20 protein-coding genes are annotated in these 24883 nt (G+C 58.3%); 13 read left to right on the forward strand and 7 right to left on the reverse strand.

Going from position 1 to position 24883, the window contains the following annotated elements:
* The first annotated feature begins 204 nt into the window (after nucleotides 1–204).
* The 3 genes from PGH32_RS00540 (at nucleotide 205) to ppnP (ending at nucleotide 2042) form a co-directional block, all read left to right on the forward strand.
* Nucleotides 205–987, forward strand: coding sequence for an IclR family transcriptional regulator (locus PGH32_RS00540; protein WP_314418683.1), 783 nt, complete (start codon nucleotides 205–207; stop codon nucleotides 985–987).
* On the forward strand, nucleotides 984–1658 hold the full coding sequence (locus tag PGH32_RS00545; protein WP_314418682.1) for an AroM family protein: 675 nt from the start codon (nucleotides 984–986) through the stop codon (nucleotides 1656–1658). Before PGH32_RS00540 ends, PGH32_RS00545 begins: the two co-directional genes overlap by 4 nt.
* 93 nt (nucleotides 1659–1751) lie before the next feature.
* On the forward strand, nucleotides 1752–2042 hold the full coding sequence (gene ppnP / locus PGH32_RS00550; RefSeq protein WP_205065555.1) for a pyrimidine/purine nucleoside phosphorylase: 291 nt from the start codon (nucleotides 1752–1754) through the stop codon (nucleotides 2040–2042).
* Nucleotides 2043–2094: 52 nt separating this feature from the next.
* Here the strand turns inward: ppnP and rdgC are convergent, their stop codons facing one another.
* Complete coding sequence (gene rdgC, locus PGH32_RS00555) at nucleotides 2095–3006, reverse strand: recombination-associated protein RdgC (RefSeq protein ID WP_337892903.1); 912 nt, start codon at nucleotides 3004–3006, stop codon at nucleotides 2095–2097.
* Between the two features lie 145 nt (nucleotides 3007–3151).
* Here rdgC and mak point away from each other — a divergent pair, with 145 nt between their 5' ends.
* Entirely contained in the window at nucleotides 3152–4057 is a 906-nt protein-coding gene (mak, locus tag PGH32_RS00560; RefSeq protein WP_314418680.1) for a fructokinase, read from the forward strand.
* A 117-nt stretch (nucleotides 4058–4174) separates the two neighbouring features.
* Here the strand turns inward: mak and eat are convergent, their stop codons facing one another.
* The gene (gene eat / locus PGH32_RS00565; RefSeq protein ID WP_314418678.1) at nucleotides 4175–5539 is read right to left on the reverse strand and encodes an ethanolamine permease; all 1365 of its coding nucleotides are present in this window, start codon (nucleotides 5537–5539) and stop codon (nucleotides 4175–4177) included.
* A gap of 231 nt (nucleotides 5540–5770) precedes the next feature.
* Between eat and PGH32_RS00570 the strand changes: the two genes are divergently transcribed.
* Nucleotides 5771–6775: a phosphotransferase enzyme family protein gene (locus tag PGH32_RS00570; RefSeq protein ID WP_337892906.1), complete on the forward strand. Its 1005-nt coding sequence runs from the start codon at nucleotides 5771–5773 to the stop codon at nucleotides 6773–6775.
* A 150-nt stretch (nucleotides 6776–6925) separates the two neighbouring features.
* A complete protein-coding gene (gene qhpR / locus PGH32_RS00575) occupies nucleotides 6926–7993 on the forward strand; it encodes an AraC-like transcriptional regulator QhpR (protein ID WP_443112728.1) in 1068 nt (355 codons plus the stop codon).
* Nucleotides 7994–8750: 757 nt separating this feature from the next.
* Here the strand turns inward: qhpR and PGH32_RS00580 are convergent.
* Nucleotides 8751–12134 (reverse strand): AAA family ATPase, encoded by a 3384-nt coding sequence (locus PGH32_RS00580; protein ID WP_337892907.1) that lies wholly within the window; start codon nucleotides 12132–12134, stop codon nucleotides 8751–8753.
* Nucleotides 12131–13351, reverse strand: a complete 1221-nt coding sequence (gene sbcD, locus PGH32_RS00585; protein ID WP_337892908.1) for an exonuclease subunit SbcD — start codon at nucleotides 13349–13351, stop codon at nucleotides 12131–12133. Before sbcD ends, PGH32_RS00580 begins: the two co-directional genes overlap by 4 nt.
* Before the next feature lie 219 nt (nucleotides 13352–13570).
* Here sbcD and phoB point away from each other — a divergent pair, with 219 nt between their 5' ends.
* The 6 genes from phoB (at nucleotide 13571) to proY (ending at nucleotide 20982) form a co-directional block, all read left to right on the forward strand.
* Entirely contained in the window at nucleotides 13571–14260 is a 690-nt protein-coding gene (gene phoB, locus PGH32_RS00590) for a phosphate response regulator transcription factor PhoB (protein WP_105590763.1), read from the forward strand.
* Between the two features lie 23 nt (nucleotides 14261–14283).
* Nucleotides 14284–15597 (forward strand): phosphate regulon sensor histidine kinase PhoR, encoded by a 1314-nt coding sequence (gene phoR / locus PGH32_RS00595; RefSeq protein WP_314418671.1) that lies wholly within the window; start codon nucleotides 14284–14286, stop codon nucleotides 15595–15597.
* An 18-nt stretch (nucleotides 15598–15615) separates the two neighbouring features.
* A complete protein-coding gene (locus PGH32_RS00600) occupies nucleotides 15616–16539 on the forward strand; it encodes a PstS family phosphate ABC transporter substrate-binding protein (protein ID WP_314418669.1) in 924 nt (307 codons plus the stop codon).
* A gap of 208 nt (nucleotides 16540–16747) precedes the next feature.
* A complete protein-coding gene (locus PGH32_RS00605; protein ID WP_337892910.1) occupies nucleotides 16748–17848 on the forward strand; it encodes a cobalamin-independent methionine synthase II family protein in 1101 nt (366 codons plus the stop codon).
* Between the two features lie 408 nt (nucleotides 17849–18256).
* On the forward strand, nucleotides 18257–19579 hold the full coding sequence (gene brnQ / locus PGH32_RS00610) for a branched-chain amino acid transport system II carrier protein (protein ID WP_314418666.1): 1323 nt from the start codon (nucleotides 18257–18259) through the stop codon (nucleotides 19577–19579).
* Between the two features lie 53 nt (nucleotides 19580–19632).
* Nucleotides 19633–20982: a proline-specific permease ProY gene (gene proY / locus PGH32_RS00615; RefSeq protein WP_314418664.1), complete on the forward strand. Its 1350-nt coding sequence runs from the start codon at nucleotides 19633–19635 to the stop codon at nucleotides 20980–20982.
* Nucleotides 20983–21051: 69 nt separating this feature from the next.
* Here the strand turns inward: proY and PGH32_RS00620 are convergent, their stop codons facing one another.
* From PGH32_RS00620 to PGH32_RS00630, 3 genes are all read right to left on the reverse strand, one after another.
* On the reverse strand, nucleotides 21052–22041 hold the full coding sequence (locus PGH32_RS00620) for a LacI family DNA-binding transcriptional regulator (RefSeq protein ID WP_337892912.1): 990 nt from the start codon (nucleotides 22039–22041) through the stop codon (nucleotides 21052–21054).
* A gap of 231 nt (nucleotides 22042–22272) precedes the next feature.
* Nucleotides 22273–22875: a peroxiredoxin C gene (locus PGH32_RS00625; protein ID WP_056233921.1), complete on the reverse strand. Its 603-nt coding sequence runs from the start codon at nucleotides 22873–22875 to the stop codon at nucleotides 22273–22275.
* Between the two features lie 197 nt (nucleotides 22876–23072).
* Nucleotides 23073–23654: an ACP phosphodiesterase gene (locus PGH32_RS00630; protein ID WP_314418893.1), complete on the reverse strand. Its 582-nt coding sequence runs from the start codon at nucleotides 23652–23654 to the stop codon at nucleotides 23073–23075.
* A gap of 125 nt (nucleotides 23655–23779) precedes the next feature.
* Here PGH32_RS00630 and queA point away from each other — a divergent pair, with 125 nt between their 5' ends.
* Nucleotides 23780–24853 carry a tRNA preQ1(34) S-adenosylmethionine ribosyltransferase-isomerase QueA gene (queA, locus tag PGH32_RS00635; protein ID WP_314418891.1) on the forward strand — a complete coding sequence of 358 codons (1074 nt, stop codon included), beginning with the start codon at nucleotides 23780–23782 and terminating at the stop codon, nucleotides 24851–24853.
* Nucleotides 24854–24883: the final 30 nt, after the last annotated feature.

Raw genomic sequence — 24883 nt, forward strand, 5'->3', positions numbered from 1 at the left:
TCTGCCGTTTGTGTCTGTTTTGCGGCAATCTTTTCTCATAATGCCTCTTCTCAACAGAAATATTCCCCCTCCTGCGGGTTAAGCCACAGCCCGCATTTTTGCCATTCTGAGGCAGAAATTTATAGTTCTTGACCGACAATCCCGCCAACCTTAGGGTGAATTAACAAAATAGGAACAACTGTTCCTGAAAATGGAACTCACCGAATGACTACGTTAGAAAACGCGACGGCGGTATTGAAGCTTTTTAACCAGCACGGCCCGGTTCAGGGGCAGCAGGGGCTGTCGTTTACCGAGGTGGTTGCGGCGCTCGGGCTGCCGAAAAGCACGGTTTCGCGACTGCTGGCGACCATGGAAAGCCAGGGTCTGCTGGAACGTAACCCCGAGACGCGCTGTTTTCACCTGGGAAAAATGCTGCTGTCGCTGGCCAGCCATTACCTCTCCACCCCGCTGGTGGATGGGGCGTCATCAATGATGGCGAGGCTGGCTGCTGAATCGAGCTGTACCGGCTATATTTCAAAGCTGGAAGGGCGAGAAGTGATGGTGATGCGGATGTTCCAGGGCAGAATGTTTGTTCAGGTTGTCACACCTCCCGGCAGCCGGCTCCCCGCGGCGGAAACCTCGGTTGGACGTGCGATTCTGTCCCGCTACAGCGATGACTACGTGCGCCATCTTTATGCCGGAGCCTGGCGGGTGAATTCGCCCAATTCGCCACAAACGATCGAACATCTGCTGTCAGAGTTAGAGAGAATTCGCGAATGCGGTTGGGCGCAGGCGAGTAATGAGACCCTGCCGGGCATCAGCGCTATCGCCACCACACTCAGCAATAAACACCGTGGAGAAACCGTGGCGCTCAGTCTCTCTTATCCAACACACAGTCAAAATCAATTTTCACCGACCGCGCTGGATGCGCTGCAAATGGTTACCCGCCAGCTGGCTGGCCAGTTCGGGGACCGTGCCGTTTCGACTTCGCGGAGCAGTCATTTATGAAAAACACTCTTGTCACCCTTACTCCCGGGCAGTCAGCGAACAGCGATATTGTTCCGCTGCTGCTGGAACACCTGCCGGCTGAGCGCATTGTACATAGCGGCCTGTTAGACGGCCTGAGCCTGCCGCAGATTGAACAGCAGTACGGCCCCGTGGCCGCTGAAAATGTGATTGTTGTTACCCTCAACAACGGCAGCCAACTTCAGCTCTCTGCGGTCTGCATTGAGCGCGGCCTGCAGCAGCGAATAGACCAGCTGGAGCAATCGGGCTATGAGATTATCCTGCTGCTCAGCAGCGAAAAATTCAGCGCGCTGACCACGCAGCATGCCACGCTACTGGAGCCGGACCGCATCGTGCCGCCGCTGGTTGAAGCCATCGTTGAGGGGCACCAGGTGGGTATTCTGCTGCCGCAGGATGGCATGAAGGAGCGGGCGGGCAAATGGAAAAACCTCTCCCATCCGCCCTGTTTTGCCTTCGCCAGCCCGGAGCATCAGGGGGAAGAGCTGTTGATCGATGCGGCGCTGTCCCTGCAGGAGCAGGGGGCCGACGTGGTGGTGCTGGACAGCATTGGCTATCAGCAGCGGCATCGTGATTTTTTGCAAAAGCTGTTGGGCATTCCGGTGCTGTTGCCAAACGTACTGGTTGCCAGACTGGCGGCAGAGCTGCTGCTGTAAAGGTCGCGGGCGACCGGTGAAAAAGCGTGACAGCCCGGTGATAATGCCTCTATATTGCCTGCTTACCTTTGTCTCTGATTTTAAGGAATTTATATGCTCAACGTTAGTGAGTATTTTGACGGTAAAGTGAAGTCTATTGGTTTTGACAGCGCCAGTACCGGCCGCGCCAGCGTAGGCGTGATGGCGGAAGGCGAATATACCTTTGGTACCGCGCAGGCGGAAGAAATGACCGTGGTGAGCGGCTCGCTGAAAGTGCTGCTGCCGGGTGAAGTTGAGTGGAAATACTACCAGCCGGGCGACGTGTTCAATGTGCCGGGGCACAGTGAGTTCCATCTTCAGGTTGCCGAGCCTTCTGCGTATCTGTGCCGCTATCTGAAAGATTAATCTGCGAAATCCAGCAAAAGGGCGGGCCACGGGTCCGCCCTTTTGCTATCCGTTAGCGCTGGGCTTCGCCGCCTAACGCTTCAACGGTATTGTTAATCAGCGCGGCCAGTTCCCCGGTCATCAGAATGAAATCGGCGTCAAAGCGGCCGGAAACGTCTTCCCGATCGATATCGTCATTCTGTTCACGCAGCGTATCGGCAAATTTCAGGCGCTTGAGCGAGCCGTCATCCGACAGCACAAACTGAATGCGTTCCTGCCAGTCCAGCGCCAGTTTGGTCACCAGTTTGCCGGCTTCAATGTGGTTGGCGATCTCGTCGCAGACCAGATCCTGTTTTTTACAGCGGATCACGCCGCCGTCTTCCAGAATCGCTTTCAGCTCCGCTTCATCCATCAGCGCAAAGCCGGCAGGCAGATCGCCAGAACGCACCCATTCGGTCATCGTCAGCTCAATCGGGCTTTCCAGCGTCAGCGGCACCACCGGCAGTGAGCCGAGGCTTTTACGCAGCAGGGCGAGGGTGTCTTCAGCTTTTTTCGCACTGGCGCAGTCAACCATAATCAGATTGTTCACCGTGTCGATCCACAGCCAGGTCTGGCTGAAGCGGCTGAAGGCGCGCGGCAGCAGGCTGTGCAGCACTTCATCTTTCAGGGAGTCTTTTTCGGTTTTTTTCAGCTTGCGCGACTGCTCATGTTCCAGCTTGCTGATTTTGGCTTCCAGCGCCTGCTTAATCACCGGAGAAGGCAGAATTTTCTCTTCTTTGCGGGCGCAGATCAGGATCTGACCGTTGGTGACGTGGGTCAGTGCGTCGCTGCGCGGGCCGATGGGGGAAACCCAGCCGGTTTTCGCCATATCCTGGCTGCCGCAGGGGGTGAAAGAGAAGGCATCGAGCTGTTTTTCCATCTCGTCTGCCGCCAGTGGGATCTCGCGATTAAGACGATAAACCATCAAATTTTTAAACCACAGCATGGTGCATTCCCTCTCAGGGCGCGTAAATGGCGCGCAAGTTCAAAGTCAGCGCGCATGATAGCGAATCGGCGGCGGTGTTTCATTGCCTTTCAGCCTGTCGCCTTCTAAGGTAATGATATCAACGTTAAATTATAAGGAATATCCGGTGCGTATCGGTATCGATTTGGGTGGCACGAAAACAGAAGTGATTGCGCTGTCAGACCAGGGGGAAGAGATGTATCGCTACCGGGTACCGACGCCGCGTAACGACTATGAGCTGACGCTGGCGACGATTGCCGATCTGGTGAAGCGGGCGGAAGCGGCGACGGGAGAACAGGGAACGGTAGGGATGGGGATCCCCGGCACGCTGTCGCCGGTGACCGGCCTGGTCAAAAACGCCAACTCCACCTGGCTCAACGGCAGGCCGCTGGATAAAGATTTGCAGCGCCTGCTGGGGCGGGAGGTGCGCATTGCCAATGACGCTAACTGCCTGGCCGTGTCTGAAGCGGTTGACGGTGCCGCGGCCGGTCTGAAAACGGTCTTTGCGGTCATTATCGGCACCGGCTGCGGCGCGGGCGTCGCGCTGAACGGCCAGGCGCACAGCGGCGGCAACGGCAACGCCGGGGAGTGGGGGCATAATCCGCTGCCGTGGATGGATGAAGACGAGCTGAACTACCGCCGGGAAGTGCCCTGCTACTGCGGTAAAGCGGGCTGCATCGAAACCTTTATCTCCGGAACCGGCTTTGCCACCGACTATCTGCGCCTCAGCGGCATTGACCGTAAAGGTGCGGAAATTATTGAGCAGATAGAACAGCAGGATCCGGTCGCCGAGCTGGTGATGGGCCGCTATGAGCTGCGGCTCGCTAAGTCGCTGGCCCACGTGGTGAACATTCTGGACCCGGATATGATTGTGCTGGGCGGCGGCATGAGCAACGTCGACAGGCTGTATCAGACGGTGCCCCAGCTGGTGAAAAACTGGGTATTCGGTGGGGAGTTTGCCACGCCGATTCGCAAGGCGGTGCATGGCGATTCCAGCGGCGTGCGCGGTGCAGCCTGGCTCTGGCCGCTGTAAGCCTCAACGTTGCCCTGTTTTGCCCTGAATGACCTGGAAAAACGGGCACGGTCATCGCGAGGATGGCCGTGCCCGGATGGCTTCGCCCTGCCCGAGCAGAACCCCCGGATTTAACAGCTATTCGCCCTGCAGCATTGCATCACGAGGTGCGTTGTCGCGCAGGCTTTTGGTCATCAGGAACCAGATGTAGGCCACCGCCATCAGTCCAGCGAAGACGGCACCGATCAGCGGGTTAAACCACAGCATGGCAATCAGGCACACCGTCGCCAGCACCAGCGCAATGCCCGGAACAATCGGATAGCCAGGAGCAAGGAAGCTGCGGTCCAGCTCCGGTGCGCTGCGGCGCAGTCGGAACAGGCTCAGCATACTCATTATGTACATCACAATCGCTCCGAATACGGCCATGGTGATCATCGCCGCGGTCAGCGTCATGCCCTGCAGGTTAATCCAGCTGTCGCTGAAAATGGCCGCAATGCCAATCACGCCACCGGCGATAATTGCCCGGTGCGGCGTCTGAAAGCGCGACAGCTTTGCCAGCCCGGCGGGCAGATACCCGGCGCGGGAAAGGGCGAAGAACTGCCGCGAATAGCCGAGGATAATGCCGTGGAAGCTGGCAATCAGGCCGAACAGACCAATCCACACCAGCATGTGCATCCAGTTCGAATTGCTGCCGACGATCATCTTCATGGCCTGCGGCAGCGGATCGTTGATGTTTGACAGCGTGCGCCAGTCCCCGGCACCGCCCGCCATCAGCATCACGCCAATCGCCAGCACTACCAGGGTCAGAATACCGGCGATATAGGCGCGGGGGATGGTCCGCTTCGGATCCTTCGCTTCTTCGGCTGCCATCGCGGCACCCTCGATAGCGAGGAAGAACCAGATAGCAAACGGAATGGCGGCAAAGATGCCGGACACCGCAGGCAGACCAAAGTGCTCACCGCCCGCCCAGCCGTTCGCGGCAAAGTTCGTGATGCTGAACCCGGGAGCGACTACGCCCATAAACACCAGCAGTTCCAGCACCGCCAGCACTGTTACCACCAGTTCGAACATCGCCGCCAGCTTCACGCCAAGGATGTTCAGCGTCATAAATACCACATAGGCACCGACGGCAGCATATTTCGGGTTCAGCTCCGGATACTGCACGTTCAGGTACGCGCCGATCGCCATGGCGATGGCCGGTGGCGCAAAAACAAACTCGATCAGCGTGGCCATACCGGCAATCAGGCCGCCGGTTTCACCAAATGCGCGGCGGCTGTAGGCAAACGGGCCGCCGGCATGAGGGATCGCCGTGGTCAGTTCGGTAAAACTGAAGATAAAGCAGCTGTACATGGTGGCGACCATTAACGTCGTCAGCAGAAAGCCCAGCGTTCCCGCTACGCCCCAGCCGTAGCTCCAGCCAAAATACTCCCCTGAAATCACCAGCCCTACCGCAATGCCCCACAGGTGGATCGTCCCTAATGCGGGCTTCAAAGTGTTATTCATAGCGTATTCCCCGTCATTGATGTTGTCGTGTACCGATAATGCCGCTGCAGCCTGGCGGGAAACTTGACGGCAGCAATGAGATTTGTCGCCTGCGGTCAACTTCGCGGCGTAAAACATCGCTCCTGTACGCTGCGGTCAAAACTGGGTCGTTCAGGGTCAAGATGGAAAGCGTCGGGTACAGGATGCTGATAGCACGGAAGTACAGACCAACGCTGACTATGGAGCCTGATGATGACCGCCAAACAATATGACACCCTGAGCAATGAGGCGCTGCAGCACCTGGCTGAACGTGCGCTGAGCCGCTACGCACCGGCGCTACAGGGAAAGCTGAGCCTGCTGTGTCGTTCAGAGAACGCCACGTATTTGCTCCAGGCTGCGGGAAAACGTTACGCCCTGCGGCTGCATCGCGCCGATTACCACCAGCGGGCGGATATTGAAAGTGAACTGCACTGGCTTGATGCGCTGCGCCAGACCGGCATTCAAGTGCCGGAGGCGGTGAGTGATGTGGAAGGGCAGCGAGTGCAGACCCTGACGATGGCGGACGGGTCGGTTCGTCACGCCGTACTGTTTCACTGGATAGAAGGGGAGATGCCGGGCACCGACGTCGATCCGCGCGCTTTCCAGCAGCTGGGGAATATCACTGCACGCCTGCATCAGCACAGCCGCAGCTGGCAGCGCCCGGCGGGATTCCAGCGGATCGTCTGGGATCACCACACCATGGTCAGTCCCCAGAGCCACTGGGGGGACTGGCGCGATGCGCCGAATCTTCGTTCTGCCGATCATCGTATCGTCGAGGAAGCGATAGCGCGGGTTGGCGCGGAGATGGTGGATTTTGGCAAGGATCCGCAGCGTTACGGGTTGATTCACGCCGATCTGCGGCTGACCAACCTGCTGCTGGATAACGGTCAGACGCGGGTCATCGATTTTGACGACTGTGGTTTCGGCTGGTATCTGCACGACCTGGCGGCGGCGATCAGTTTTGTCGAGCATCATCCCCGTGCCGGTGAATGGGTGGATAACTGGCTGCGCGGCTATGAGCAGGTGGCACACATCAGCGAGGCCGATATGGAGAAAGTGCCGACGCTGTTGATCCAGCGCCGTATTCAGCTGCTTGCCTGGGCGGGATCGCACGCGGAAACTGAAATGGCCCGGAGCCTGGGATCGCGCTGGGCGGATCATTCCGTGCGTCTTTGTCGCTTCTATCTTGAGCGCGACGGGCTGCCGATCGGCGCATGATCCTGCACCGCCAGCGCGCAATACTGCGCGCTGGCGGTGCCCGATGCTGCATCGACCAACGCTAACATGTTGATTTTCACTCAGGTTGCAGTTGGTACGATATTTGCTGTTTATCAGGGTATCGACGGCGGCACTAAGGTGATGATGATCATGCAAACTTTACTGAACAGACATCCCGATATCAGCCATGTTCTGCACGCTGGAAGCGCCAGCAATCGCGGCGTTCTGGCGGCGGCAGCCAGCGGGTTAAGTGGATTTATCAGCGAACGCGGTGGCGACGTTGACCGCATCTTCGGCATCAGCGGCATTGATGCCGAGCTGCTGGCACAGCCAACGCTGAGCCTGGGGCTGGTTAACTACTGTCGGGTGATGGAAGAAGCGGCGCGATATTCGGACTGTGATAACTTCGGTTTACACTACGGCAGGCAGTTTAAACCGCAGTCATTAGGGTTGATTGGCTATATTGGTCTGTGCAGTGCAACGCTGGAGCAGGCGCTGCACAACGTGGTTCACGCATTTCCCTGGCACCAGCGCGATACGCTGACCCGGCTGGTGGATAAAGGTGACAGTTGGCGGCTGGATTATCAGGTGCGCCATGGCGCGATCCTCTGCCGCCGGCAGGACGCCGAGCTGACGCTGGGGATGATCCTCAACCTGATCCGCCACGTTGCCGGAAAAAACTGGGCACCGCGGGAGGTGCATTTTGAGCATCCCCGCCCCGAGCAGTGGCACGAGCACTGTAAGGTGTTTGATGCGCCGGTTTACTTCGATCAGCCGTTCAACTCGCTGGTGATTATGAAGCGCGATCTGGCACGCGCGATGCCGGACAGCGATCCGCTGTTGCTGGGGGTGATGCAGGATGCTATCCGCCGGCTTAACGCCAGCGCCAGCCAGCAAAATATGGTCGATCGGGCGCGTTCTCAGGTGAATCTGGCCCTGCTGCAGGGGGAGCCGACGCTGGAGGACGTGGCGGAAAATATGGGGATGTCGAGCTGGTCCTTGCAGCGCCGTCTGCGGGAAGAGGGGGTAAGTTTTACCGCGCTGGTGGATAAGGTGCGCTGTGAGATGGCGACCCACTACCTGCAGCAGCGGCAGCTGCCGATTTCCGAGATGGCTTTGCTGCTGGGGTATTCTGAGGTAAGTGCGTTTTCACGCGCTTTCCGCCGCTGGTTTGGCGTGAGTCCGCGGCAGTGGCGGCAGGAGGAGCAGGCGAGTTAACGTTTGAATCGTTTGGCGCAGCCGTAGCTTGATTCATGTGATCTGCTGAATTGTAGATTCTTTGAGAATGGATCTGGTGTTGTCTGGCATTTTAGCGCTCTGCGCTGACCGGCTGCTGCCCTGGACTGGCGGTCCTCGCGTCGCGCGCTGCGCGATGCCTTCGCTCCGTTCGTCGGTCTGCCGGAGCGGCACGGACGGGACGTCCCTGTCCCGGCCGCACCTTGCGCCCGCGTCCTGCGGGCTTATCCTGACCTTCTCACTGCGCTCAGCGCTGCGGATTGCCATTCCGGGGCAGCAGCCTGTCTTCGCGTTGATGCCGGAGTGGTCTTTACGACACGGCGAGCAAACAGCAATTGGGGGGTTGGCCTCGGCCGCAGCGCTCGTTGGTCTTCGCGTTGGTGAGGGAATGGTCTTTACTACGCAGCGAGCAAAATGAAAAAAGGGGAACGGCCTCTGCCGGGGCTGCCGGGACATCCGCAGCGCTGAGGGGAGGGCAGCTGGCCAGGAGCAGCCAACACGGATGTTGGCGGCAGGCGAAGTCGGGTCAGGGATGACACGTCTTCGCCGATCCGTGCGGCCGGATGCGTGAGTCGAAGGGACCGCAGCGCGGCGCGAGGACCCGCCCGGCAGCCCCGGCAGAGGCCGGGCACCCAACACCTCTGCTCCAGCGACATAACAGCCCAGCGACAGAATTTGCCAGAGGCCGGGCATCGTCGCTCATTTATCAGCAACGCCAGCATCAGTCCACCAACGGCACTTATCCCGTCGGCGTCTCCAGCCGGCTGTAGCCAAGGCCGTTGATCTTACGCACCCGAATCTGTACCGGAATGCGCTCCTTCATCGCCTCAACGTGGCTGATCACCCCGATGGTTTTTCCACTGGCGTTTAACGCATCCAGCGCATCCAGCGCGCTGTCGAGCGTCTCGGCATCCAGCGTGCCAAAGCCCTCATCAAGGAACAGCGACTCAATGCGTGTCTTATGGCTGACAAGATCGGAGAGCGCCAGCGCCAGTGCCAGACTGACCAGGAAGCTCTCACCGCCGGACAGCGTCCGGGTATCGCGGCGGGCATCCGCCTGCCAGGTATCCACCACCTCCAGCTCCAGCACCTCCTGGGTTTTGCGCTGCAGCAGATAGCGGCCGTGCAGGCGGTTGAGCTGATTATTCGCCAGCCATACCAGGTGATCGAGCGTCAGTCCCTGGGCAAAGCGGCGGAATTTATCACCATCGCGAGAACCAATCAGCTGGTTCAGATAGCCCCAGTCCTCCGCCTGCTGCTCGTTCTCGGCGATTTGCACCAGCAGGGATTGCAGCGTCTGGCGACGAGAAGCATCGTAGCTCAGCTGCTGGCGAAGCTGCCCCTGTAATCCGGCATTCTCACGCAGCTGACGCGCCAGCTCCGCCACGCTGGCGGCCAGCGCCTCACGCACGGTATCGCTATTCTGGCCGCTATCCGGGCTGCCGGCCTGCTGATGGCTGACCCTCTCTTCGCACTCCTTCAGTCGCGCCGTCAGCCCCAGTTGCTGTGCATCCAGCGACTGAAGCTGACCGAGCAGGGTGCTTGCCAGATCCTGCTGCTGCTGCCAGAGCTGCTGACAGCGGCGAGTGGCCGTCGCGTAGTCGGCGGCCTGCTCGCGCAGCTGCTGCTGAACATGAGCGATAACGCGATCGCCAAACAGCTGCTGTCGCTGCCGCTGGCAGTGAGCCAGTGCCTGCTGCTGCTCGCCGATGTGCTTATTCTGTGCCTCAAGCTGTGCCTGCTGTTGAACCAGTTCTTCATCCAGCGCCTGCTGGCGGCTGCCGAGGGCTGCCAGCTCGGGTATCAGCTGCGCCAGCGCGGTGGCATTGTGTTGCCACTGCTGCCAGTGCTGTTCGCGCAGCTGCAGCCAGCCGTGATAATCGGCATTCTCCGGCAGCGTCAGCTCCAGCGGCCGCAGGCTGTCAGCCAGTTCGCTGCGCTGGCGGGCGGCCTGCTGCTCTTCCTGCGCCAGCTGCTGACGCTGCTCGTCCCGCTGGCGGCTGGCGGTATCGAACTGCTGCTGCAGAAGCTGCGTTTGCTGCTGCAGCGTCTGCACCGCCTGCTGCTGCTGATAGAGCCGATCTTTCTGCTGCTGGCAGTGGCGCTCCGCCTGCTCAAGGTCGTTCAGCCGCTGCTGCTGTTGCTGTTCCTGTTGTTCCTGCTCTTTCAGCCAGGCTGCAACCGGCTCATCGTCGTCCGGGCTGAAGGTCAACCCCAGCGTCTGCACCGCGCTTTGCCACCGCTGTGCCAGCTGGGCGGCCTGATCGTCGGCCTCCTGCCGGTCCTGTTTCAGCCGTTCCTCCTGCCGCTGCCACTGTTTCAGCTGTGCGCTACAGGCGCTGCCGCGCTCTTTTAATTCCTGTTCCTGCCGTTCTAATTCAGCCAGCCGCTGCTGTGTTTCCGACACCTGCAGCGCCTGATATTCCGCGACCGCGGGATGATCGGTTGAACCGCACAGCGGGCAGGGGTGGCCCGACTCCAGGCGGGCGCGATGTTCTTCAAGGCTGGCAATACGCTGCTCAAGGTCGCGGCGGGCCTTAACATCCTGCAAATGCTGGTTTTTCTCTTTCCAGCTGGTGCGCAGCGTAAGTAACTGCTCACTTGTCTGCGCTATCTCACGCGCCAGCTGCTGGTCATCCTGCTGCAGGCGACTGCGCCGGGCGGTTAACAACTGCCACTGCGGCTGCAGCGTGGCGAGCTGCTGACGCTGCGGTCGCTGGCGGGTAAACCGTTCCAGCTCACCGCGCAGGGATTCGGCAGAATGCTGCTGTTGCAGAGGTTGCAGCATCTGCACGGCCTTTTCGAGCGCCTGCTGTGCCCCGGCCAGCTGCTGCTGAAGCGGTACAGCCTGCTGAGCGAGCTGCTGACGGCTGAGGTCAAGCTGATGCAGTTCCTGCTGCTGAGCCTCCACGCGCTGGCGCAGGGATGAGAGTGACTGCTCACTTTTTTGCTGCTGCTGGAAGCGCTCACGCCACAGCGGCAGGGATTCACCGTACTGGGCGAAGCGGGGATGCGCATCCTGCCACTGCTGAAATTTCTGCTGCGCCGCCAGTTTATCCTGCTGAATCTGCTGGTTTTTTGTTCGCTCCAGCTGGCGGGCCTGGTATGAGTGTTGGTACTGACTTCGCTCCTGCTCCAGCTGTTTCAACCGGTCGCTCAGCGAAGACAGCTGATGGTCAAGCGGGATCACCTGTTCAGCAATCAGCGTTTCCTGCACCAGCCGCTGTGCCTGATGCTGCTCTTCCGCCTGTTGTGCCTGCTGCTGCTGCTCTACCGCATTCTTCAGCGCGTCCTGCGCCTCTCTGAGCTGCTCTGCCAGCCGCTGCTGCTGCTGTACGAGGTTATTCTGGTCCTGCTGTAGCTGCGCCAGCTGCTGCCATTCCTGCAGCTGTTGCTGCTGGTGTTGCTGCTGAGAAGTGAGTACCTGCTCATCGGCCACCAGTTGCGCCAGGCGGTCGCTGAATTCCTGCTGCTGCTCATCGCTAAGCAGATCCATCCCCGAGGCCTGAGTGCGCAGGCCGTCGAGTTCGGTTTTCGCCAGCTTGTGGCGTTCAAAGACCTGCGCCGACAGCCGACCGTAGATTTCGGTACCGGTCAGCTCCTCCAGCAGCTCGGCCCGCTTGTTGGCATCGGCATTGAGGAAGGCGGCGAACTGCCCCTGCGACAGCATCATTGATTTGGTAAAGCGCTCGAAGTCCAGGCCGGTGAGGCTGGCAATCATCTCCAGCTTGTCTTTAACCTTATCGGCGACAATTTGATTGTCTTCGCAGCGCGCCAGTTCTACGCGCGGGGCCTGAAGATTACCGTCGGCGGCACCGCGTGCGCGGTTCTGGCTCCAGAAGGCGCGCCAGGCCACGCCTTTTACCTCGAACTCTACTTCCGCCAGGCATTCCGCGGTGTCGCGGGTCATCAGGTCGTTTTGCGACTGGGTGATGCTCTTCAGGCGCGGGGTTTCGTGATACAGCGCAAGGCAGATGGCGTCCAGCAGGGTGGTTTTCCCGGCGCCGGTGGGGCCGGTGATGGCAAACAGCCCGTTGCTGGCGAAAGGCTCGGCGCTAAAGTCGATTTTCCATTCGCCTTTCAGCGAGTTCAGATTCTTAAAGCGTAAGGTTAAAATTTTCACGGCTGCTCCTCGTGGCGCACGGCTTCCAGCGTCTGCGCAAACAGCGCTTCAGCGCGCGCCAGCCGCTCCGGTTCACCTTCCTCCAGCGCCAGGCGGCGGGCAAACACCTCTTCAACGCTGAGTTCGCTGAGGGTTTCATTATTCTGCCGGGCGATAACCCGTTCACGCTGTTCGCGGCTGCGGCGAAGCAGCACCACCTCCACCGGCAGCGACTCGGTCAGCTGCTGAATACGGCGCTGAAGTTCGCTGAGCCAGTCATCGGTGACGATCTCAATATCCAGCCAGATTAACTTTTCCTGCGGATCCGGCTCCAGCGCGGCCAGCTGTGCTTCAATCTCCTCCAGCGAGCCTTTAATCATCCGCATCGGCTGGAACAGTGGGATTGGCAGCGGGGTGACCTGGCTCAGCGCTCCGTCGGCAAAATCTACCACGAAAACGCTTTTCTCTTTGCCCAGCTCATCAAAGCTCAGCGGGATGGGCGAGCCGCTGTAGCGAATGTGTTCGCTGTTGGCAACGCGCTGGGCGCGGTGGATATGGCCGAGCGCAATATAATCCGCGGGCGGGAAGGCATCGGCCGGGAAGGCGTCCAGCGTGCCGATGTAGATATCGCGCACCGCGTCGCTTTTGGTTACGCCCAGGGTGGTCAGATGCCCGGTGGCAATCACCGGCAGCGTCAGTTTGAGGGCGGCCCGCTGCGCCAGCGCCTCCTGCCAGCAGCGTTGATAATGATCGGTGATGGCCTCCAGCAGGGTTTGCTGCTTGTCGCGCCCCGACTGGCCGCTCTGGCTACGCATAATGTCACGCGGACGCAGGAACGGAATGGCGCACAGTATCGCCCCCGGCTTGCCGTCGCGCGTATTGAGCACCAGCACCTGGTCGCGAATATCGTCGCTGGCGGCGGCGATCACCCGGGTATTGAGGCAGGCCAGCAGCTCGCGCGATTCATTCAGGGTTGCCACCGAATCGTGGTTGCCGCCCAGCACCACGAGCTGGCAGCCGGTCTGCTGTAAATTCACCACGAAGCGGTTATACAGCTCGCGGGCATAACTCGGCGGCGATCCGGTATCAAAAATATCACCGGCGACTATAATCGCATCAGCCTGCTCCGCTTCCGCCTGCTCCAGCAGCCAGTCGAGAAAGGCCTGATGTTCAGCCGCCCGGCTTTTGGTATAGAAAAACTGTCCGAGATGCCAGTCGGCGGTATGAATGATGCGCATGTCACTCCCTGCATAGCCTGATGATGTTGCGGGGGATTATAAACGCTGTTGCTGTCAACGGGGCAAGTGATTGCCGGCGGTCAGGATGAAATCATCCGTACTGCTTTTTCGCTATGCTCCCGATTCCAGGGGTGTTTTTTTCATAAAAGTGTCATAAAACTGACGCATAATGACGCCGCATATCCCCCGTGACAGCCTGTCACATTCGCAGGAGCAATAATGGCTAAGCGTATTTTGGTAGTTGAAGATGAAGCCCCAATCCGCGAGATGTTGTGTTTCGTTCTTGAACAAAACGACTATCAACCTATTGAAGCTGAGGATTACGACAGCGCGGTCAGCCTGCTGATTGAACCCTGGCCGGATTTGATTCTGCTGGACTGGATGCTGCCGGGCGGCTCCGGCATTCAGTTTATTAAGCATCTGAAGCGTGAAGCGATGACCCGCGATATTCCGGTGATGATGTTAACGGCCCGCGGTGAGGAAGAAGACCGCGTGCGTGGCCTGGAAGTGGGTGCCGACGACTATATTACCAAGCCGTTTTCACCGAAGGAGCTGATGGCGCGTATTAAAGCCGTGATGCGCCGTATTTCACCGATGGCGGTGGAAGAGGTTATTGAGATGCAGGGGCTGAGCCTTGACCCGTCCTCTCACCGCGTGATGTCGGATACCCAGCCGCTGGAAATGGGGCCGACCGAGTATAAGCTGCTGCACTTCTTTATGACTCACCCTGAACGGGTTTACAGCCGTGAACAGTTGCTAAACCACGTCTGGGGAACTAACGTTTACGTCGAAGACCGTACCGTTGACGTGCATATTCGTCGCCTGCGTAAAGCCTTAGAGCTGACCGGGCACGATCGCATGGTACAAACCGTTCGTGGAACAGGTTACCGTTTCTCTGCACGCTACTGATCGTTCGCACTGGAGTCTGAACCGTGTTGGAACGCCTCTCCTGGAAGAGATTATTTCTGGAGCTGCTGCTCGCCAGCCTGCCCGCGCTATTGCTCGGGCTACTGGTCGGGTATCTGCCCTGGCTGCTGTTAGTCTCAGTGCTCTGCGTGCTGGGTTTCCACTTCAATAACTTACTTCGTCTTTCCCACTGGCTGTGGGTTGACCGCAGCATGACCCCGCCAAGCGGACGGGGCAGCTGGGAACCGCTATTTTATGGCCTTTATCAGATGCAGGCGAGAAATCGCCGCCGCCGCCGCGAGCTTGGGCATCTGATTAAGCGCTTTCGTAGCGGTGCCGAATCGCTGCCCGACGCGGTGATCCTGACCACCGAAGAAGGGACGATTTTCTGGTGTAACGGCCTGGCCCAGCAGATGCTGGCGCTGCGCTGGCCGGAGGATAACGGCCAGAATATCCTTAACCTGCTGCGCTATCCTGAATTTACCCGCTATTTACGCCAGCGCGATTTTAGCCGCCCGCTGACGCTGGTGCTGAATAACCATCGCCATATTGAGTTCCGCGTGATGCCCTACAGCGAAGGGCAGTGGCTGATGGTGGCGAGGGACGTCACCCAGATGCATCAGCTGGAGGGCGCACGGCGCAACTTCTTTGCCAACGTCAGCCATGAACTGCGCACGCCGCTCACCGTGCTGCAGGGCTATCTGGAAATGATGAATGACTCGGTGCTGGAAGGTGGAGTACGCGACAAGGCGCTGCACACCATGCAGGAACAGACGCGAAGGATGGACAGCCTGGTGAAGCAGCTGCTGACGCTGTCGCGTATTGAAGCCGCTCCGGCGCTGGATCTGCAGGAGAAAGTGGATGTACCGAGAATGCTGCGCATTCTGCAGCGTGAGGCAGAAACCCTCAGCAACGGTCGCCATGAAATCCACTTCCATACCGATCCCCATCTGCGCGTGTACGGTAATGACGAACAGCTGCACAGCGCGATTTCTAATCTGGTGTACAACGCGGTGAACCATACCCCGGACGGAACGCGTATTGATATCAGCTGGCTGCGCAACAGCCACGGCGCGCAGTTTAAGGTTCGCGATAACGGGCCGGGGATTGCCGCCGAGCATATTCCCCGCCTGACGGAACGATTCTATCGGGTGGACAAGGCGCGTTCGCGCCAGACCGGCGGCAGCGGGCTGGGGCTGGCGATTGTGAAGCATGCGTTGAGTCACCATAATGCCCGGCTGGATATCACCAGCGAGCCGAATAAAGAGACCTGTTTCAGCTTCCAGCTGCCGCCAAGGTTGATTGTCAGCGCCGAACTGGTTGAGAATGCGGTTCGTTAATCTGACGGGTTTGTTGCTATGAAAAAGCTGATGGCGCTGGCGCTGATGCTGTTTACCTCCCTCGCCCCCGCCCGCGAGGGCATGCTGGCGGGGAATTTATCCAGCGTCGGCTCCGACACGTTAGGCAACCTGATGGCGCTGTGGGGCGAGAGCTTTAACCGCCAGTATCCGGGGATCAATGTGCAGATTCAGGCCGCGGGATCGTCCACGGCCCCTACCGCGCTGGCGGCCGGCGCCGCGCAGCTCGGGGCGATGAGCCGGCCGATGCAGGCGCCGGAGCGCCAGCTGTTCGAGGACAGCTATGGCTATCCGCCGCTGGCGGTACCGGTGGCGATGGATGCGCTGGTGGTGGTGGTCAATCAGGACAATCCGCTGCCCGGGCTGAACGTGCAGCAGCTGGATGCTATTTTTTCGATTACCCGTCGCTGCGGGGCGCGAAAAGTGCCGGTGACCTGGGGTGATTTACAGCTGACGCAGCCGGGCTGGACGGATCGCGGCCTGCAGCGCTTTGGCCGCAACTCCGCCTCCGGCACCTGGGGGTTCTTCAAGCAGCAGGCGCTGTGCAACGGCGATTTCCGCAAAGACGTCGGCGAGTATCCCGGTTCGGCGGCGGTGGTGCAGGCGGTGGCCGGTACGTTGAACAGTATTGGCTATGCCAGCGCGGGCTTTCATATCAGCGGGGTGAAAACCGTGCCGGTGGCCCGCAGCGGCAGCGACTGGATCGCACCGACGCCGGAAAATATCCGTAGCGGGCTCTATCCCTATGCCCGTCCGCTCTATATTTACGTCAATAAAGCCCCCGGCAAACCGCTGGAGCCGTTGACGGCCGCATTCCTGCGCCTGGCGCTGTCGCCGGACGGTCAGAAGCTGGTCAGCCAGGCCGGGTATCTGCCGCTTTCACAGCAGCAGCGCGACCGTGCGCTGAGCCTGCTGGCCCCGTAATCCTCTTTTCTGCCAGATTCATCGCGGTTGACGCTCATCAGGAAGATGAATTTTTTTCAACTGCGATGAATTTTCCTCGTTTGCCGCTGAGGGTTTCTCATGACACTCTTACCACCAGACATATAGACATCCAGATGTCTAAAAGTAACCCGTAGTAATAATGACTACCCTAAATTATGCGCCCGAAGGCCGGCAGGAGTAACCGACAATGACAACATCTACCCATTATCGCGCCGAAGTGGTTGGCAGCTTCCTGCGTCCGGCGGCGATCAAGCAGGCGCGTAAACAGTTTGAAGCAGGTGAAATTGACGCCGCCGCACTGCGTCGCGTTGAAGACGCTGAAATTCGTAAGGTCGTTGAGCTGCAACGTGAAGTGGGCCTGCAGGTGGTGACCGACGGCGAGTTCCGCCGCGCCTGGTGGCACTTTGATTTCTTTGACGGCCTGGACGGCGTGGAGCGCTTTGAGGCCGAGCAGGGCATTCAGTTTAACGGCGTACAGACCAAAGCACGCGGCGTAAAGGTGACCGGGAAGCTGGGCTTCAGCAACCATCCAATGCTGGAGGATTTTCGTTTCCTGCAGAGCATCAGCGGCGATGCCGTGGCGAAGATGACTATCCCCAGCCCGAGCGTGCTGCACTTCCGCGGCGGCCGTAAAGTGATTGATGCCACCGTCTATCCCGATCTGAAGGACTACTTTGACGATCTGGCGCAGACCTATAAAGATGCGATCAAAGCCTTCTACGATGCCGGATGCCGCTATCTGCAGCTGGATGATACCGTCTGGGCCTACCTGTGCTCAGATGACCAGAAGCGTGAAATCCGCGAGCGCGGCGACAATCCGGAAGAACTGGCCCGGACCTATGCCCGCGTGCTGAACAAGGCGCTGGAAGGGAAGCCGGACGATCTGATTGTCGGGCTGCATGTGTGCCGTGGAAACTTCCGTTCAACCTGGATCTCGGAAGGCGGCTATGAGCCGGTGGCGGAGATCCTGTTCGGCGGCGTGAACATTGATGCCTTCTTCCTCGAATACGATAACGAGCGCTCCGGGGGGTTTGAGCCGCTGCGCTTTATCAAGCCGGGCAGTCAGCAGGTGGTGCTGGGGCTGATCACCACCAAAACCGGCGAACTGGAAGAGGCGGCGACGGTGGAGCAGCGAATTAAGGAAGCAACGCAGTGCATTAGCCTCGACCAGATCTGCCTCAGCCCGCAGTGCGGTTTCGCCTCGACCGAAGAGGGCAACAGCCTGACGGAAGAACAGCAGTGGGCCAAACTGCGTCTGGTGGTGGATATCGCTAACCGCGTCTGGTAAGGCGTTACCCCCTGTCATTTTGTGTATAAGGCGCGTTTTTACGCGTCTTTTGTGCATCATGTGAGGTAAAAATGCAGAAATTAACGCCGGGTCGGATAAAAAAGATACAAATCATGTAACGCGATATTCACGTTAACTAATGATATACGCTGCCTGTTGTCTTTTTTACGCTATATACTACTGCTTTTTGGATCCCGTATTGCCTTTCTCCGCTATAAACGTTTTACTTACCTCCGTTTTTTCATCATCCCCCTGCATACAGAAAATAAACAGCTCAGATTCGCTGCCCGTCCGGCTCATAGAAGGTGGTTTCCACTGCATTGACTTGATTTTGCAACGTTTACAGGGCGACCCAGGGGATAAATCTGACATCACGATTCAACACCAGTACAGGCAGCACCGTTCCTTATGACGCATCGTTTAACTCCAAAAGATATTCTGGCGCTGGGCTTTATGACTTTTGCCCTGTTCGTAGGTGCCGGAAACATTATTTTCCCGCCGATGGTGGGTATTCAGTCCGGCGAATTTGTCTGGACCGCAGCAATCGGCTTTCTGATCACCGCCGTCGGTCTGCCGGTGATTACCGTGATCGCCCTGGCACGCGTGGGTGGGGGGATTGATGCCCTCAGCTCGCCTATCGGCAAAGCGGCCGGCATCGTGCTGGCTACGGTCTGCTATCTGGCCGTAGGCCCGCTGTTCGCCACCCCGCGTACCGCCACCGTGTCCTTCGAAGTGGGGATTGCCCCGCTGACCGGCGATGGCGCTCTGCCGCTGCTGGTGTACAGCCTGATCTATTTTGCGCTGGTGATCGGTATCTCTCTGTATCCCGGCAAACTGCTGGATACCGTGGGCCACGTGCTGGCACCGCTGAAAATTGTTGCGCTGACCATTCTGGGCGTTGCGGCACTGCTGTGGCCCGCCGGCGGTCTTGCTCCGGCAACCCAGGACTATCAGCGCGCGGCATTTTCCAGCGGCTTTATTAACGGCTATCTGACCATGGATACGCTGGGCGCACTGGTATTCGGTATTGTTATTGTTAACGCCGCGCGTTCACGCGGTATCGATAACGCGAAGCTGCTGACCCGTTATACCGTTATTGCGGGTCTGATTGCGGGTGTGGGTCTGACGCTGGTGTACCTGAGCCTGTTCAAGCTGGGTTCAGACAGCGCTTCGATTGTCGATCAGCAGGCGAACGGCGCGGCTATTCTGCACGCCTACGTTCAGCACACCTTTGGCGGGATGGGCAGCTTCTTCCTGGCGGCACTGATTTTTGTAGCCTGTATGGTCACCGCGGTTGGCCTGACCTGCGCCTGTGCGGAGTTCTTTGAAGCCCTGCTGCCGTTATCTTATCGCCAGCTGGTGTTCATCCTCGGCCTGTTCTCCATGGTGGTGTCTAACCTGGGCCTGAGCCACCTGATCCAGTTCTCTATTCCGGTGCTGACGGCGATTTATCCGCCGTGTATTGTGCTGGTCCTGTTGAGTTTCACCCTGAAGTGGTGGCACAAAAGTAGCCGAATCATCGCTTTACCTATGTTAGTGAGCCTGATTTTCGGTATTATTGACGCCATCAAAACCACGGAATTTAAGGCATTGCTGCCTGGGTTTACCCAAAATCTGCCGCTGGCGGAACAGGGACTGGCATGGTTGCCTCCTTCACTGGTGATGCTGGTACTGGTAGCCGTATACGATCGTGTGTCTGGCCACCAGTCGGTTACTGCGCATCAGCAATAAGCGTTGTAAAACTTCCCCTTGCCTCATCAGGTAAGGGGTCGACAGGTGTATAGATGACAAGCACGACACTTAAAAAGGGACTGAGTACCCGCCATATTCGTTTTATGGCCCTGGGTTCGGCAATCGGTACCGGGCTGTTTTACGGCTCGGCCGATGCGATCAAAATGGCCGGTCCCAGCGTGATTCTGGCCTATCTGATCGGCGGTGCGGTGGCGTATATCATTATGCGTGCGCTGGGCGAAATGTCGGTCAACAATCCTCAGGCCAGCTCCTTCTCGCGCTATGCGCAGGACTACCTCGGCCCGCTGGCTGGTTTTATCACCGGCTGGACCTACTGTTTTGAAATCCTCATTGTTGCCATTGCCGATGTGACCGCCTTCGGTATCTATATGGGCTTCTGGTTCCCCGACGTGCCGCACTGGATTTGGGTGCTGAGCGTGGTGATGATTATTGGTGCCATTAACCTCGCCACGGTGAAAATCTTTGGTGAGGTAGAATTCTGGCTGTCGCTGTTTAAGGTGGCGACCATCATCATCATGATTGTGGCCGGCATTGGCATCATTGTCTGGGGCCTGGGAAATGGCGGCCAGCCAACGGGCATCAGCAATCTGTGGAGCCACGGCGGGTTCTTCCCGAACGGCTGGATTGGCACGATGCTGTCGCTGCAGGTGGTGATGTTCGCCTACGGCGGAATTGAGATTATTGGTATCACCGCCGGGGAAGCGAAGGATCCGCAGACCTCGATCCCGCGGGCGATTAACGCCGTACCGATGCGTATTCTGGTGTTTTATGTCGGTACGCTGTTCGTCATCATGTCGATTTATCCGTGGAACCAGGTCGGGACTAACGGTAGCCCGTTCGTGCTGACCTTCCAGCATATGGGTATTGCGGCCGCCGCGGCCATCCTCAACTTTGTGGTGGTCACCGCGTCGCTGTCGGCGATCAACAGTGACGTCTTCGGCGTTGGGCGCATGCTGCACGGTATGGCCGGGCAGGGGCACGCACCGAAGGTCTTCGCCAGCGTCTCCCGCAAAGGCGTGCCGTGGGTGACGGTACTGGCGATGATGGTCGCCATGCTGCTGGCGGTGTATCTGAACTATCTGATGCCGGAAAAGGTCTTCCTGGTGATTGCGTCACTGGCGACCTTCGCCACCGTCTGGGTGTGGATTATGATCCTGTTTTCCCAGATTGGTTTCCGCCGCACGCTCAGTGCCGAACAGAAGAAAGCGCTGGCCTTCGCCCTGCCGGGCGGGCCGTTTACCGCGACGGTTGGCATTCTGTTCCTGTTCTTCATTATCGGTTTAATCGGCTATTTCCCGGATACCCGCGTATCGCTGTACGTCGGTATTGCGTGGATCCTGCTGCTGCTGGTGAGCTGGCAGTGGGTTAAGCGCCGCAAGTAACCCTGCGGGATGACGTTAAGCAGAAAAAGCCGCTCTCCATGATGGATAGCGGCTTTTTTTTATGACGTTTCAGGCAGAACAGCGGCGAACCAGGCTGACCGGGACGGACTGCTCCAGCGTCGGGCGGGCAAAGTTTTCAATTCGCTTTAGCAGAGAGTCGACGGAGAACAGCGCCAGCCGGTCGGTATCCTGATGCACCGTGGTTAGCTGATAGGCCGCAAAACCTGCCTGTGGAATATCATCATACCCGACCACTTTGATTGCAGCGTTCTGCGGCGACTGGCGCAGATAATCCATCACCCCCATCGCCAGGACATCGCTGGCGCAGAATATGCCCTGTAGGTCCTGCCGTGCGCTCACGAGCTTCTCCGCGGCTTCCCAGCCGCACTGATAGCTGTCCCGATCGCAGAAGTGGGCGGCGGGGGGCGTTGCCGGCAGGGCAGCGCGAAAGACTCGCCAGCGTTCCGCAGTGTTAAAGCTGTGCCGATTCTCTCCGATGAAGGCCAGCCGCTGCAGGTTTTCCTCGCGGAATAACGCCGCAACCAGACTGGCACCCTGCTCATTATCACTGCAGATTCGGTCAATGCCCGGCAGGCAGGCATAGCGATTAATCAGCACCACCGGGATTTTTTTCGCCAGATACTCACGCGCCAGGGCAAGGGGAGGTGCACCCGATGTCATGATCACCCCGGTGATGTGGTAGCTGAGCAACCGACGCAGCGCGGGCTCAAGCTGATGCAGTCCGTTGATATTTAACAGCAGCGGCATCAGGCCGTGCAGCGTCAGCTGATGGATTAGCGACCCCAACAGGCGGCTCATAAAGGGGTTTTCGAAGCTGGAGGTGATGATGCCGACAAAGTTGCTGCTGCCGGTGATCATCGTTCGGGCAATAATATTCACCTGATAGCCCAGCTCGCTGGCGGAGGCCAGAACGCGCTGACGAGTCTGTTTGGAGACGGAGGCACCCGGTGTGAAAGTTCGCGATACCGCTGAACGTGAAACCCCTGCATGACGGGCAACATCGGCCGCCGTGATCCAGTTTTTATTGTCTGACGCCATTGCAGCTCCCTGTTTGTGGTCACAAGCGTGAAGTTCGTGCCCCGGCCGCCCGTCATCCGGTTACTGGCGGTTAGCGATCGCTGGGGCAGGTACAGACATAATGGATAGAAATCGTATTCATCAGCCTGGCTAAAGATGCCTTTATCCGGCTGGTGACGAAACGGCGGGGAGGGAGAGGGAATGAAGAGCAAAAAAAAACTCGCCGAAGCGAGTTTTTTTACAGAGCTGAAATTACAGCTTAGCGGCGTTTTCAGACAGGTATTTCGCCACGCCTTCTGGCGATGCGCCCATACCTTCTTTGCCTTTTTCCCACTGAGCCGGGCACACTTCGCCGTGCTCTTCGTGGAACTGCAGCGCGTCAACCATACGCAGCATTTCATCAACGTTACGGCCCAGCGGCAGATCGTTAACCACCTGGTGGCGAACCACACCGGCTTTGTCGATCAGGAAAGAGCCGCGCAGGGCAACGCCCGCGTCCGGATGCTCAATACCGTAGGCTTTCTGGATTTCACGTTTGATATCCGCAACCATCGCGTACTGCACTTCACCGATGCCGCCTTTATCAACCGGAGTTTTACGCCACGCGTTGTGAACGAACTCTGAGTCGAAGGAAACACCGACAACTTCAACGCCGCGCTTCTGGAATTCAGCATAACGCTTGTCGAAAGCGATCAGCTCAGAAGGGCAGACGAAGGTGAAGTCCATTGGCCAAAAGAACACAACGGTGGCTTTACCAGCGGTGTGTTTTTTAAAGTTGAAGTTCTCTACGATCTCACCGTTGCCCAGTACGGCTGCGGCGGTAAAATCAGGGGCTGGACGAGTTACCAGGACCATATTCACTCCTGTAAAAGTAAGTTGGAAGAAGGTGACAAGATGCGTGCAGTATACGGTTTACATCCTGCCGCGAGCCAGCGTAATACGCCGATTACTCAGATAGGTTACACCTATCAAAAAAAGGGTAATGCTAAAACAGTATCATACAATAACCTTTTTATTGAAAAGGGCAACCGGTAAGTCATTTATGGATTATTTCACAATGCCTGGCGGATAGCACGATCCATCATCTGCGGATACAGCTGCCAGAAAAGGTCTTCAAGTTGTTGATAATTTTCTTCAAAATCGTAATAGCTTTCGCTCAGCGCCGCCAGGCGTGGGCGGCGGCTGGCCATCCCCCGCAGCACATTTTGTAGATAGGGCGCGGCGGCATAACGTTCCATCCAGCGGTCACGCCATAAGTAATGGTTAAGTGTCTGGAACCCTTCTGGCGTACCCGCCAGTTGCGGCTCGATCACACTTTTAACCTGAGCCAAAAAAGCTGGCAGGGAAATTTCCGGCACCAGTTCAGACCAGTGGCGTGACAGGAAATGATCCCAGATTACGTCCAGCGTAATCGGTGCTACGCGCTTCGTTTCGGCGCGAAAAAGCTGGCGAGCCGCACGGACTTCGGGCAGCGAGTCGGTCAGTGCATCGATTCGTCGGTGCAGGGCAATGCCTTCGGCAATATCCGCGGGAAACTGCTGCTGCGGATTACCGCGGATGTAATCGGCCATGAAGTTACCCAGCAGTGAGCTGTTGGCGAGCGTGGCAAGATGAAGGTGAGCAAGATAGTTCATGCGGCTACTATATCTCATTTTTACGAACCGCTACGCAACGGCGGCAGGAAAGATCAAGGGCAGGTTTAGAAGTTGCCGTTTTTCAGCTAGAATATGCGCCCTGATTTCCCTGAATGTGAATGACCATGCGCGTTGCCGATTTTTCTTTTGAGTTACCCGAATCTTTGATTGCCCACTATCCGCAGGCCCAGCGCAGCGGGTGCCGCCTGCTGTCGCTGAACGGTGAGGATGGCGCGCTGACGCACGGGGTGTTCACCGACCTGCTGGGTAAACTTAATCCCGGTGACCTGCTGGTGTTCAACAATACGCGGGTGATCCCGGCACGTATTTTTGGCCGCAAGGCCAGCGGCGGAAAAATCGAAGTACTGATTGAGCGCATGCTGGATGACAAACGCGTGCTGGCCCACGTGCGTTCGTCCAAGTCACCGAAACCGGGCAGCGCGCTGCTGCTGGGCGAAGATGAAAGCGTTCAGGCAACCATGACCGCACGTCATGACACACTGTTTGAAATTGAATTTAATGATTCGCGCGCGGTGTTGGATATTCTGAACGACATCGGCCACATGCCGCTGCCGCCCTATATCGATCGTCCGGACGAGGACGTGGATCGCGAGCTTTATCAGACGGTTTACAGCCAGAAACCGGGTGCCGTCGCGGCACCGACCGCGGGCCTGCATTTTGACGAACCCCTGCTGGCCGCGCTGCGCGAGAAGGGCGTGGAAACCGCATTCGTTACCCTGCACGTTGGCGCAGGAACATTCCAGCCGGTGCGGGTAGACAGCATTGAAGACCACATTATGCACGCCGAATATGCGGAAGTGCCGCAGGATGTGGTGGATGCGGTGCTGGCCTGTAAGGCGCGCGGCAACCGGGTGATCGCCGTCGGTACCACCTCGGTACGATCGCTGGAAAGCGCGGCACAGGCCGCTGACGATGCACTGATTGCGCCATTCTTTGGCGATACCAAAATCTTCATTTACCCGGGCTATCACTATCAGGTCATTGACGCGCTGGTAACGAATTTCCACCTGCCGGAGTCCACGCTGATTATGCTGGTCTCCGCCTTTGCCGGTTATAAAAATACCATGCACGCCTATCAGCAGGCGGTGGCGCAGGAATACCGTTTCTTCAGCTACGGGGATGCCATGTTCATTACCCGAAATTCGCAGGCCTGCCACGAGATCCCGGGGCAGGGCTGATTTTTCCCGAGGGCAGCACCGGCTGTCCCT

The organism is Erwinia sp. SLM-02, from assembly GCF_037450285.1.
In the GTDB taxonomy this organism is placed as follows: domain Bacteria; phylum Pseudomonadota; class Gammaproteobacteria; order Enterobacterales; family Enterobacteriaceae; genus Erwinia.